Here is a 12,849-nt window from a genome sequence, read left to right on the forward strand (position 1 = left end):
CCATTCACTGACGGGCGGCATTGGGAGATGAGCGCATTGTCGTGGCGCGAACGATTGTCGACTTTTCATTGATCACCCTCTGATTGCATCGGATCATCAATCGTTCCCCTGCCCGGCCCACCCCCGTCGGACGCCGCCGCGCTCCGGGGCGTCGCCGCCAGGCCGCGCGGCGGCCTGGGCGCGACTGCTGTGAGCTAGACAGCCTTGACACGACAACCTGTAAGTTCCGTAGAATCTCTAACTACGATAGTTAGGCTACAAGAAGCAAGGACTTACGATTACATGGCACAGCTGGACGATGTCGACCTGCGGCTTCTGACGCTCCTCCAGGAGGATGGGCGCAGCACGCAGGCTGCCCTGGCCAAGGCCGTCGGGCTGAGCGGGCCCTCGGTGTACGCGCGGATCAAGCGGCTGGAGAGCGAAGGGGTGATCCAGGGCTACAGCGCGATCCTCGCCCCCGAGAGCCTCGGGCAGGCACTGGTCGCCTTCATCCGGGTGGGCACCATGGCCTCGCCGGACGAGCAGGAGCCGTTCGAGTCCTATGTGGAGCGCAGCGGGGCGGTCCTGGAATGCCACGACGTGGACGGCGAGGACAGCTACGTGGTGAAGGTGCGCGTCGGCTCGCCGCAAGAGTTGCGGGTTCTTCTCGCCGAGATCAGGGCGCTGCCCGGGGTGAGCCGGACGGTGTCGTCGATCGTCCTGCAGACGGTGAAGGAGATCCGCGGGGGCGCGCATCTGGCCGAGCCGTCCGCACCCGGGTCGAAGAGCGAGGCGTGATGGGCGAGATCCTGGGCCTGGGCCTGCTGCTCGGTGTGGGGGCGGCGCTCTCCGTCGGGCCGATCTTCGTCACCATCCTCCAAGAGGCCGCTGCCCGCGGGTTCGGCGCGAGCCTGCGGGTCATCCTCGGCTCCGCGACCGCCGACCTGGTCCTGCTGCTGCCAGCCCTGGCGTTCGCGTGGGTGCTGTCGGCGATCATGGCGGCCCGGATGTGGGTGGGCCTGGCCGGTGTGCTGCTGTTCGTCGTCTTCGCCGCGCAGGCGCTGTTCGACAGCCGGATGCTCTGGCGCGGCGGCGCGCCGAAGCCGGTCGAGGGCTGGGCGTTCTGGAAGGGCGTGGCCAGCAACCTGGCGAACCCGCTGACCTGGACGTTCTGGGTCGCGACCGGCACCCCCACCATGCTGCGCGCGCAGGAACTGGGTGGCTGGCCGGGACTGGCGGTGTTCACCGTGACCTGGTTCGTGGTCGCCTCGGGACTGGAGGCCGCCATCGCCTACGGGGTGGCCCGCTCCGGCAAGCGCGTCGGCGCTCGCGGGCAGGCTGTGCTGACCGGGGTCTCCGCGCTGGTGTTCGCGGGGCTCGCGGTCGTGCTGTTCGTGCGTGACGTGGCGCCCGCGGTGTGGGCGTGACAGCGTTGGCCGTCGGCAGTCACCGCCCTGGGCACATAAACCCCACGGGCGCGGCGAATCGACCCGCGCGCCCCAGGGCACGCGGGTCGACTCAGGCCGAATCAGGCGAAAACGTAGGAGAGATCCGTCGGGTAGCAGTCGAGGTCGGATTCGAACCGCGCCGCCGCCTCTCGGCCCGCGGAAATCGCGGCGTAAATCTCGTCGAGACCGCTGCGGTCCCCTTCCCACAATGTCGCGTGGAGAACGCGGACGAGTTCGGCGAGGGCGGGCAGCGCCTCGGCGACCCAGGCCCCGGACGCCGACGGGACCGTGATCCCGCGCCGCGCGAGCCAGCCCAGTTCCAGGGTCGCGGCCACGCTGTCGGCGAAGTCGCTTTCCCGCCGCGACAGGTACCTGATCTGCTCGGCGCAGAACGCCACGCCGAGCGTGGTGTGGTCGACCAGCTCGGCCGCGGCGAGGAGGCCGTGGCAGTCGGCGTAGGTCTCCTCCAGCGCCATCCCCAGGAACGGGCCGAGTTCCTCGCGGACGCCGGTGTCCTCGACACGCGCGCCGCGGCGCCAGAAGTGCCCGAGGTCGTGCCCCCGGAACCACACCAGCAGGCTGTCGACCAGCGCGGTGGGCGAGTGCTCGGCAAGCCCGGAGTCCTGGCCGAGCACCTTGCGCAGCAGCGGCAGCGAGCACTGGCTGACCCGCTCCTGGAACACATTGTCGAACACGACGGTGAAGTCCGTGCCTAGCACCGAGGCGCCCGGGGTCTCCAGCGGGAAGAAGTGGGCGAAGTTCTTGTGCCCGAACGCCGACTCGCCACCGGCGAGGACCAACTGCCCGACGTGCATGTCCGGCTTCTCGTCGGCGAGTTCGGCCGGGCCGCCCAGCGCCTGCGCCGCGGCCGCGTGCATGGTGTCGAAGGCCAGGTCTGCGCGGCTGAGCACCTGCTGGCGCGCGTCGTCGGGAACCACGATGAGCAGGCTCAGCGGGTCCGAAGTGGACCGTGGGCTCCAAGTGCTGAGCCGACCGCAGTAGAACCACGGCTGCCCGCTCGCAGGCGGCTCGATGACGAACGGCTTCCACTCGCCGGTCGCGGCGTACATCGCGAACAGCTCCGCGGTGTCGGCGACCGTCTCGGCTAGTCCCGGCCGGTCTGCCCGCCGCTCGATGTCCGCGACCGCCCACAGCAGGCCCGCGACGCGCCGGGCGAACTCCAGCCGCACGCTGTCGCGGCTGTCGCTTTCCGAATGGCGCATTCCGGAGTCGACCATCGCGTAGCAGTCCAGCAACGCCTTGACCTCGACCAGCTGCCGCCACGATCCCGGAAACGCCGCGCGCAGCCCGGCGTGGTCGGGGTCCACCCGGAACGCGCGGGTCGTGGGCTGGTCCCGATGCCAGAACGGGTGGGTGGCGTCGGTCTCCACCCTGGGCTTGACACTCGAATCAGTACGCATGACGCAGCAATCCCCCTGAAGGAAAAGAAAATTGGATGCAAACTCAGCGCCGGACTTCGCCGATCCACCCGCCGAGTGCGATTACCTGATGGTGCCATCCCCGACACTCGCGAAACCACAATATCAGAAACAAGAACGAAACCTCGGGGTGTGACGCATCATTCACCGGTTTGCCGTACCAGGTGGCGCACACCTATCCCGGAAAGGAAAGCAGCGCGGAACGGAGTGGTGTCGACTTCTGGATCTCCGGTGAAGACTTCCAGACGCAGCGGTGTCTTCTCGTCGACGGGCTCGACGTGATCCTCGGACAGGTGATAGGAGACCACGAGCGACGGATCGGTCAGCGTGCCCAGGCGCAGCACCCGGACCGCTTCGTCGGGGTCGTCGTCCGAGGCGAACATCCGGGCGGGCACGGGACTGAACCCCAGCCTGCTCTTGAAGCCGAACAGCCCGGGCTTGGCGATGTGCCCGTAGAGGGCCGGGTCGGTGCCCAGGGAGACGTCGCGGTAGCCGAGGTCGCGGGCGATCTGGAACACCCGCAGGTACATGGCCCGCACGACCCGGTTCTGCCTGCCGTCCGGCGCGGTGGTGACGAACCGGATCTGCAGCGTGGCCACATCCGGCCGCTTCCAGCACACGCAGCAGCCGATGAGAACGTTTCCGTCGAACGCCTGCACCAGCACGTAGTCCTCGCCGCGGGCCAGCAGGTCGGCCCGCTGCCGCCGGGCGAACGGGACGCCGTGGGCCATCGCGGCGATCTGCCGGTCGTACAGCCCCAGGAAGGCGTCGAAGGACTCGGCGTCCAGCGGCGCGGCCGTCCGCAGTTCGATGCAGCGGTCGGCGACGAACCGCAGGCCCAGGCGGACGTTTCGGCGTTCGTTGACCGAAAGCCGGTCCAGGAACGCAGCCTCGGACTCGCCGACCGGCGCGAGCCAGGTGATCCAGGCCGGCTTGACGACGAACCCCGCCCGCAGCAGCGCGGGCCACGACTCCGGCGCCGGGTCCACGACCCGCACCAGGTCGGCCGCGCCCCGCCAGGCCGCCCAGTCCGTGCCGACGGCTTCCGCGACACCGATCCGTCCGGTGTGGAGCCCGTGATCCCGTTCGACTTCCACGCGCGATCCCCTCAGGTTTGCCGACTCGGTAGCTAGACGACGGCAGGCTCTGTCCTCCTGAGACTTTCCCGCCGGGCTCGGCGCGGCGCGGCCAGCGTGAGCGTCACGACCCACACGCCCGCGCAGCAGCCCGCGACGACGAAGCTCAGCGCGTAGTCGCCGTTGAGCGAATAGCTCAGGCCGCCGAGCCAGGTCGCGAACGCCGAGCCGATCGCGCTGGCGACCTGCACGAGACCGGTCACCCGGCTCAGTCCCGGGCCCGCGAACAGGTCGCCCACCGCGGCGACACGGCAGCCGACGATCGCGCCCACCGCGAACCCGAGCAGCACGATCGTGCCCACCAGCAGCGGCAGGGCGGGCAGCACCCACAGCACGACCAGCCCGACCACGAACACCGCGGCGCCGCCCGCCGCGACCAGCTCCCGCGACCAGCGGTCGGAAATGGCCCCGCCCGCCAGCTGCCCGGCCGCGTAGCTCAACCCGGTCAGCCCGAGCAGGAAGCCGGACAACGACGTCCCCCAGCCTTCCGAAGCCAGGTAAGGAACGATCGTCTGGAAGGTGAAGAAGTCGGTCACGCTGGCTGTCAACGCGGCGGCGCAAGCCAGCCACAGCACGGGATTGGCCAACGGCAGCTTGCGCGGCCGCTCCTCGGCCTCCACCGCGGGCTCGGCCGCCCGCTCCGGCGCGGCCTCGCCGACGCCCCGGCTCATCCAGACGAACACCGCGGCGCCCAGCAGCGCGAACCCCCCGCCGACCAGATAGCCGGAGCGCCAGCCGAACTCCTGCACCACCGAACCCAAGACGGTGAACAGCACGAAGTCACCGATGCCGAGGCAGGCGTACGCGATCCCGGTCGCCTTGCCTCGGTCCCGGTCGTAGGAAGCGGTGATCAGGACCTGGCTCGCGACCACGAGCATGGTCGTCGCGGTGGCCAGCACCAGCACGTAGATCAGGTAGAACTGCCACAGGCTTTCCAGCACCGCGCACGCGGAGACCGCCACCGCGAAGGCGGGGAACATGACCGCGATGACCCGCCGCGCGCCGACCCGCGCGACCACCCGGCCCGCCGCGGGCGCGGCCACGAGGCTGGCCAGCAAATAGGTCGCGTACATGCCGGACGCGTCGGCCGCGTCCAGCCGCAGGTCGACCACGAACGCGGTGTAGAAGATGGAAAAGCCTTCCACCACGCCGAAAAGCACGCCGAGCACGAGTCCGGCCAGCAGCGCGGTCCGCCACCGCCGCCACCAAGCGCTCACCCGAGCACCGCCGCGGCCGCGGCGAACCGGGGCGCGCCGAGGACATCGTCGGGCGGAACGTCCTTGTTCGCCTGGTACGCCTCGGCGATCCGCTCCCGGGTGCGGGCCGCGCGGCCCAGCACGACCGCGCCCTCACCCAGGATCGCCGCCCCAGCCTCGGTGCCCGCCCGGAACCAGGACACCAGCAGACGCGGATGGAAACCCATGCGCACCTTGAATCCGTACATGCTGCGGCCCATCTCGATCCGGCGCGCGCCCAGCCGCTCGGCCAGGCGCAGCGTGTGGGCGTAGAGCAGGTAGTAGGTGCCGTATTCCTTGTGGTGCTCGTAGTTCAGGCCAGCGATCCAGGCGTAGAGCGTCGAATCGTGGTGCAGCAGCACGAAACCGCCGAGCAGCGTGTCGTCCTTCCACACCGTGGCGAAGTGCACCTGGTCACGCAGGTGCGTGAAGATGCTCCGCAGGCTCTCCGGCGGGTTGATCGACGGCACGCCGTGCCGGGCGCAGACGTCCTCCACCAGCTTGGCGAACCGCGTGAGGTGGTCCGGCTCGATGTCGAAGCTCACCCGCACGCCCAGCGACTCGGCCTTGCGCACCAGCCTGCCGAACTCGCGGCGCACCTTGGGCCGCAGCCCGGCCACGTGCTCGTCCGCCGAGCCGACGAAGTCGACGCCGCTGGTGGCCTCGGTGTACATCGGCGTGAACCCGCGCGCCGCGAGTTCCCCGCACAGCGGGTCGCCTTCGGGGATGCCGGGAAACCCGTAGAGCGGGCTGCCCAGGTCTTCCGCGACCTCGCTCATGGTCTCCACCAGGCCGGGCGCGACCATATCCGCCGGGTCCAGCGAGCAGATCCCGTTGAAGTACGAGTACCAGGAGTGCCCCACCAGCATCCGCGTGCGGAGGATGTCGTGGTCAAACCCGTAGTCGGGACCGTAACCGGTGTAGTGCGGGTCCTCGGCCACCTCGTACATCGGCGCCACCGCCCGGATTTCCCCGTCGCGCCGCCAGAGCAGGTGCCGTGCGGCGAACATCGGCGCGGGCGGTGCCTTCTCATAGGAGCTGAGCCATTCGTGGCTGTGGAAAACCGACCCGCCCGCCCCGGAGACCACCCGGTTCCATTCGGCGGCGGCCACCTGGTCGATCGAGTCGACCACTTCCCAGGCTCCCGTCATGGCTTGCGCACCGACTTCCACACCGAGCCGAACCCGGCGGACGCCGTCGGCTCGTCGTCTCGAAGTTCCAACACATTCCGTTCGCGCAGGACGCTGGCGACCAGCGACACCGCCAGACACAGCGCGGCCTGCCGCAGCGGGGACTCCGGGCCGCCCATCTTCTCGGCCAGTTCCGCCGGACTGGTCCCGCTCCGCAACTCCGCGCGCACCTCGGCCAGGTCGTCCGCCAGCAATTTCATGGTCCGCTCGCCGTCCACCGACCAGAACTCGTCCGGCATCTCGCGCAGGCGGTTCGCCGCAGCCAGCATGACCCCCGCGTCCGAGATCGTCTCCGTGCCCGCCCGGTAGCGGCTGTCCGGCTTGTGGTCAACCCCGCACGGAAGATGGTTCCTGGCCCCGGAACCCGCGCGCGTCACGTACAGAGTCGAGCAGTGGTAATAGTTTTCGCCCCGGTCGAGGCATTCCCGTTGCAGGAGACCGAGCACCTCGGACAGTGTGCGCCCCGGGTTGAGTTGGGCGGCGCGCACAGCGGTGATGGCGTTGCGCACCACCACCGGCACGGACGAGTCTGTCACGACGGTGACATCGGCGCCGCTGGGCAGGATGTGGTCGAGTTCCCGCAGCGCCGATGGCGCGGCCGCGCTGCCCAGAGACTGGAACCGCATCACCAGCCGCCGCGCGGAGGACCGCGCCGCGAACCACTCCCAGAACGCGCGGATGAGGTCCAGACCATCCGCCCCCGCCGCGCCCGCGGCGGGATAGGCCAGGCCGGGCGGAACCGGCACGCCGGGCAGATTGGCCGTGACGCAGTCGATGCCGTCGATATCCAGATCCTGGAACTTCCCCGGCATCGCCTGGCATCCGACAGCCGGGCCGGTGAGCGCGACCGAGGCCCGGGTCGCCGCCATCGCACTGTCCAGAATGTCCACTCCGAGCACTTCGTCCGCGGTGCGGGCCGCGGCCAGCATGGCGATTCCCGAGCCGCACCCGATGTCGAGCACCCGCCCGCGCGGCGCGGCGTTCAGCACCGCGGCGGTGTAGCGGAGCGAGTCGTTGCCGACGTGCACGTCGTCCCCGCCGGTCCCGTAGTCGCGGTCCGCCGCGACGACCAGGCCGCGGAAGGCGGTGACGCGGAACCTGGCCGGTGTCAACAAGGCGCCGTTCACCTCGCAGACACCAGCCTGGACCAGCGAGAGCACCGTCGCGCCGTCGACCGATGCGGCAGGCACGGACTCACCGTGGTGCAGAAGGCGCAGGAGCGCGTGGGCGCGCGTCCGCCCGTCGTCCTCTTCCCTGGCCAGCCACGGCTCCCACACGTCGACCCGCCGCGAGCGGGCGAGGTCGATCAGGCTGCCCAAGTCGTGCAGCGCCTGGTTTTCCGACAAGTTAATACCCCTATACCTGCGCGTTGCGCCTTGGCCACGATTCGGCGAACAAACCGATTCGGCATCGCTCTTCCCCACACCGCTAGGACACGGCGACACACCCGGACATGGCTGTTCCCCCTTTGATATCCCTGAATCCCCACCCCGGACTACACGCGCCGTCGAACCCCATCGACAGCGGCCGGGCAGCGGCAGAGAGCCCCCGTTACCGCTTTGGAAACTACCTGCGAGTCCGGACGGCTGGAAGGTGACACATCGCACAGGGTGACGCTCTTTAGGGCAAAATCGCAGCTCACAGCGAAGGCGACAGCGGCATTTTCACCCATTGGCAGCAAGCGGGTCTCCACGCCACCAGATATCTCGATCTTGGTCCGCCGACCGCCGACAACACCAGGTGGTGCGCGATCATGATCATTGGCGGCGCCTCGACGCCAAATCGCCCGGATATCGCGGCGCGGCGATATCCGGGCGACGGAAAGCGGACGTGTCAGCGGGCGGCGGCGATGAGGTCGTCGCCCGGGATTTCGATGCCCATCACGGCGTCCGGATTGACCACGACGGTCGTGCCTGCCAGCACCGGGAGCAGCGAGCGCCCCGGAACCGCCCTCGGCGCCTGCGCGGACTGCGGCACAAGCTGCGGCGACGACCAGACGACCAGGAACCGGGTGCCATTCTGGTGGACTCCGACGCGCAGGCCGCCGGTGCCGTCGGTTTCCACGATGACGTCGTTTTCCAGGACGGTGGAAAGAATCCGCTCCTGCGGCAGCCACCCGGCGGCGATGTAGTTGAGCACGAACTCGAACTCCGAGTGCGCCTCGGGGAAACCCCGCGCCGTCGGACCAGGCCGGTAGGTATCGTTGATGAACTTCTCCCCGGTCAGGTTGCCCTCGTCGTCGACCTTGTAGGCGCCGAGCAGGGTGAAGTCCGGCGCGCCGTCGATGTATCCGGGGTGGATGTCCGGGTCGGCGCACCACAGCCAGCCACCGGCGAACCTGCGCGCCTCTGCCCGCGCGGCGTCGGTGACCGGCGGCAGCCCCGGGTGCCCTTCCGGAAGGGGCGGCTCGGCGTTCGGGCCGGTCTCCCCTTCCGCGGCCGGATTGTCCGGAACTGGCCCCGCGTTCCCCGGGGTGGACTGGCTGCCGCCTGCTTCGGGCGCTGCGGCCACGGGCCGACCGTTCCCCGGGGTGAACTGTCCATCGCCCGCGGCGGGCTGCCCGATTCCGACGCCCGGGGCACGCTCGTCGGCGATTTCCTCCAGGAATCCTGACCTCAGGTGGTCGATGACCGACCCGGGAAGCAGATACATCCGCCCACCAGCGGCCGACACGCCGGTCATCACCCACCACTCGCCCGTGAGCACGTATCGGTGGTGCGCCAATTCCCCCTGTTCAGAGGAATACCCGCACTGCTCGGGCGGCGTGTCGAGAGCGAAAACCATATTGCCGTCCATCGCGCCATACCGCGACACGGCAAGATCCGTCACCCGCGTCGACATGACCGTGGGGAAGTCGGAAAGCGGCGGGTCCACGTCCGACAGCGACGCCGTCGGCGACTGCCACCACGGGATCTCCTCGTCGGCCCCCCACCCCAGAGAACTCTTCCCGGACTCCAACTGCCCGATCAGGTACGCGGCGGCGTTGCGGACATCGCCGAACCGCATCCGCGAGTACACCAGGCCTTCCGCGTCGGCCCAGTAGACGGAATACCAGTCTCCGTCACGCACCAGACACCACGCCGGGTTCTTGTGCTCCCCCAGCGAGTAGAACCGCGGACTGGTCTGGCAGCGCGCGATCGTGTCGTACACCGGGTTCATGGCATCGGCGAACTCCTGGTCCACACTGGACTCGTCCCAGGGAATCCCCTTCGCCACCGCGTCCGCCCGGCTCAGCGCGATCCGCGGGATCTCGTCGGGAAGCTGGTAGCGGTTCTGCCGAATATGGTCGACCAGTTCCAGCACCGGCGGGATGCCGTGCTCACGCAGGTAATAGGCCACCGCGCTGGGCCACACCCACCGGCCGTCGGTGTGAAATCCCAAGGGGACAGTCGGCTCATCCTGCTCGGCGATCACGTCGTTCGTCATCCCACGCGACCACAGAACCAACGGCGCCTGCTCAAGGTAGTGCACGACGGCGTCCTGCTCCTTGTAGCCCACCCGCGGCCGGTACCACACCGGCTTGCCAGCGGAGTCCACTCCGTCGAAGAGCCGCACGGCTTCGGTTCGCCCACCTGGGTCCGGCGGCGGCACCTCGTCATGAGCGGCCGCGTACATCTGACCCGCGTTGCGCATACTGGCGAGCTGCATGACATCTTCGAGCATCCTCGGATGTATGCACTGTGGCATAGTCGGCAAAAGGCGAAGCTCGTCCCAGACCAGTTCCAAACGGTCGTGGTAGTCGGGAACAGTCGAGGACAGCAGAAATTCGAGTTTTTCCGCTGATCCCCGGGTGAGCGTGACCACTGGGACGTCGGGGGTGAACTCCAAGGCCAACCTGGTCCACACGCCAACGGTGGTCTTGTATTCGCGCATCCGCATACGGTGCAGCCACTGGCTCACCATGGCAGGCGGCACCCACGACCGGACCTCGCCATTGACAAAGGCGACTGTGGCTGCCACTTCAATGCGCCGCATCGTCGCCACGCACTCGAGCGTCAGCGCCGTCCAATTGGGCGGGGCCAGAGCGGTGATCGCCGCGTGGGCGGCATCAATCACCGGTTGCGGGTCGCACCGCATGGTGTCGTCCCCGCGAAGGCCATGCGGGAACAGGTGCGGACGCCTGCGCTCTGGCGGAGGTGCCTTTCGGACCTGGACCAGCTTGGTCTCCGCGTCCGGAGCCAGGTAGCCGGTCTGCGGGTCCCCCGTGTCCACCATTTCCGGTGGGACAACCCGCCGGAACGGCTCATCAGGTTTCAGCGGCTTATCCATAAGCTGGAAGACTTCCAGCGTGAAGACCGACTCCAGCTTCGAGAGCGGGAACTGTTCCACCAGGCGGCCGTCCGGCAGTTCCACCACCGGGTTGGCCGGGTGCAGCGGGGCCGCGGGGTCGTGGGGCAGGTACGCGGTCGTGCCGGGGCCGTGCTCGAACGGGTAGGCCTGGTCGCCGTACACCGCGATGTTCGTCGTCATGTCAGTCCCGTCCACGTCAGTCTGCGAAAGTCAGTGCGGCTCTGCGACACGGTCTCGGCGCCAGGGCGAGCCGGTGCAGTGGCCAGATGTCGTCCCGGTCGCTCAGGAGCAGTTCCCGGCCTCGGCGCAGCAGCCAGATCTGGTCGAACTCGGAATGCAGAACGGCGTCGCCGGGAACGCGGCCCAGGAGTCCGATCGCCAGGCGAACCATGTCGTCCTGCTGCGGCGCGATATCGATCATCTTGGCCATCCGGAACCCGACCGACACCGACGGGGTAAAACCCAGGTCGGTCACAATGGGATTCCAGGCGGGAGGGTTGTCCGGCAGCACCTGAATCTTGAGCGCGTGTCGGGTCCACCACTCATTGGACTCGATTGACATGTGGTCTTCTTCGCTCAGCATGTCGCGGAACTCCCGCGCGACCTCGTCAGCCGTCCCGGTCGCGGCGATGTCGAGACTGTAAGAGATGGCCATGGTGATCCTCGGGCTACTGGGCTTCGGCGAGGCTGCCCGCGCCCAGGTGCTGGTCGACCGAACGTGGGAGCAGGTAGGCGGTTCCGCCGCCGGGCTGGTCGTGCCAGGGCACCGTGGTGCCGGTGAGCACCTGCAGCGGCCGCTGCACCCGGTACTTCCGGGGTCCTCTGGCCGCCCAGTCCTGGCGCAGGGACGTGGCGGGAAACTCGGTGCCCTCGGCGAAAGTCAGGTTTCCGGCAGGCGAACCGTAACGCACCAGGTAGGTGCCGGGGACGAGCACGATCATGCGCTTGTCCGCGTACAGCGTGAGCGGAGGCTCGCCACCGCTGGGCTGGATCGGCCAGTCGTCCAGCACGGCCTGGGTCTGGCGGATCTTCGGGGCCCGGGCCCTGGCCCGCTCCGGGTCGATGAGCAACTTGCCGAGAAGGTGCTCCGCCGCGGTGGCGAATTTCTCGTGGACGACCGGGTCGACTGGCTGCCCGTCTTTGTAGTAGGCGACTTGCCAACCTGCCTCGACGCGTTCCAAGCACCAGAAGAGGTCGGCGTGTTTGCGGATCAGGTAGGCGTTGGGCGAGACACCGTATTCGTTGAGCCGCCGACGCAGGTTGTCGAGCTGGACCTCATCCTGGTAGTCGAAACGAAACTCGACAAGCTGCTGGACCTTCTCCACCCCGGTGACGGCGGCTTCCGCGTGCAGCACGGTTTCCTCATCGACAGCGGGAACGGTGAAGTCCTGCTGTCGGATATGCGCGACGAGGTCCGGTTCCGGGGGGATACCGTGCTTGCGCAGGTAATACGCCACGTCCGTCGACCAAATCCAGGTCCCATCGGTGCGGAGCGCGGCCGGAGGGCCTTGCGAGCCGTCGATCAGGTCCACCTCGAACCCACGTTCGACAAGGACGAAAGGCGCGTTCTCAAGATAGTTGAGAACCGGCGTGATCTCGTCCGCGGGCACCGGCGCCCGGTCGACCACCGGCCGCATGTCCGTGGGCAGCGCGTCGAACACCCGCGCTTCCCGGAACTGCCTGCGGCGCAGCACCTCGATTCGCCTGCTGAACCACTCCGGCGTCCGCGCCGCGTCCCGGGGAAAAAGGTCCCGGTCGAGCGCGTAATCAGCGGCACTGGGCTCATCGCGCCAGCGCGGCACGTCGTTGTAGTTGAACGACGATTCGTAGTCACCGGGCGGCTTGAGCCGGAACAGCACGGAGAACCAGCTGCCCGCCCCCGGGGCCCGCATGGCCTCCCGAAGCCGGGCGAACGCCGCGCCGAGCTGGGCGGGCGGCTTCCAGGAAAGCAGCACACCATTGGCCCCGTACGCCTGCCAACTCAGCTCGCTGTGGTTCCCCACCGCCCGAAACTCCACATCGAGCCGCTCCCACCCCTCGGGCAGCCCGGCCACCAGCAGCGCCGCGATCTGCTGCTGAACATTCTGTTGCTGGAGCGAATCCAACGGTTCCTGGCGTTCCATGACCACCTT

At 68.7% G+C, this 12,849-nt stretch carries 10 protein-coding genes; 2 read left to right on the plus strand and 8 right to left on the minus strand.

The window, feature by feature from the left end:
- Positions 1–282: 282 nt before the first annotated feature.
- Positions 283–777 carry an Lrp/AsnC family transcriptional regulator gene (locus tag BLS56_RS02790; RefSeq protein WP_091447870.1) on the plus strand — a complete coding sequence of 165 codons (495 nt, stop codon included), beginning with the start codon at positions 283–285 and terminating at the stop codon, positions 775–777.
- Positions 777–1,406, plus strand: coding sequence for a LysE family translocator (locus tag BLS56_RS02795; RefSeq protein WP_091447872.1), 630 nt, complete (start codon positions 777–779; stop codon positions 1,404–1,406). The genes BLS56_RS02790 and BLS56_RS02795 overlap by 1 nt, the downstream gene beginning before the upstream one ends.
- A 101-nt stretch (positions 1,407–1,507) precedes the next feature.
- Here BLS56_RS02795 and BLS56_RS02800 read toward each other — a convergent pair whose 3' ends face one another.
- From BLS56_RS02800 to BLS56_RS02835, 8 genes are all read right to left on the minus strand, one after another.
- Positions 1,508–2,848, minus strand: a complete 1,341-nt coding sequence (locus BLS56_RS02800; protein WP_139190473.1) for a hypothetical protein — start codon at positions 2,846–2,848, stop codon at positions 1,508–1,510.
- Positions 2,849–3,006: 158 nt separating this feature from the next.
- Positions 3,007–3,963 carry a GNAT family N-acetyltransferase gene (locus tag BLS56_RS02805; protein ID WP_091447875.1) on the minus strand — a complete coding sequence of 319 codons (957 nt, stop codon included), beginning with the start codon at positions 3,961–3,963 and terminating at the stop codon, positions 3,007–3,009.
- A 32-nt stretch (positions 3,964–3,995) separates the two neighbouring features.
- Positions 3,996–5,219 carry an MFS transporter gene (locus tag BLS56_RS02810; RefSeq protein ID WP_091447876.1) on the minus strand — a complete coding sequence of 408 codons (1,224 nt, stop codon included), beginning with the start codon at positions 5,217–5,219 and terminating at the stop codon, positions 3,996–3,998.
- Positions 5,216–6,388 carry a GNAT family N-acetyltransferase gene (locus tag BLS56_RS02815; protein ID WP_091447877.1) on the minus strand — a complete coding sequence of 391 codons (1,173 nt, stop codon included), beginning with the start codon at positions 6,386–6,388 and terminating at the stop codon, positions 5,216–5,218. Before BLS56_RS02815 ends, BLS56_RS02810 begins: the two co-directional genes overlap by 4 nt.
- Positions 6,385–7,773: a methyltransferase domain-containing protein gene (locus tag BLS56_RS02820; protein ID WP_091447879.1), complete on the minus strand. Its 1,389-nt coding sequence runs from the start codon at positions 7,771–7,773 to the stop codon at positions 6,385–6,387. Before BLS56_RS02820 ends, BLS56_RS02815 begins: the two co-directional genes overlap by 4 nt.
- A gap of 487 nt (positions 7,774–8,260) precedes the next feature.
- On the minus strand, positions 8,261–10,897 hold the full coding sequence (locus BLS56_RS02825; protein WP_139190474.1) for a hypothetical protein: 2,637 nt from the start codon (positions 10,895–10,897) through the stop codon (positions 8,261–8,263).
- 16 nt (positions 10,898–10,913) lie between these two features.
- Entirely contained in the window at positions 10,914–11,372 is a 459-nt protein-coding gene (locus tag BLS56_RS02830; protein ID WP_091447883.1) for a SitI3 family protein, read from the minus strand.
- A 13-nt stretch (positions 11,373–11,385) separates the two neighbouring features.
- Positions 11,386–12,840, minus strand: coding sequence for a TNT domain-containing protein (locus tag BLS56_RS02835; RefSeq protein ID WP_139190475.1), 1,455 nt, complete (start codon positions 12,838–12,840; stop codon positions 11,386–11,388).
- Between the last annotated feature and the right edge of the window lie 9 nt (positions 12,841–12,849).

It is taken from the genome of Actinokineospora iranica (assembly GCF_900101685.1).
Taxonomy (GTDB): domain Bacteria; phylum Actinomycetota; class Actinomycetes; order Mycobacteriales; family Pseudonocardiaceae; genus Actinokineospora; species Actinokineospora iranica.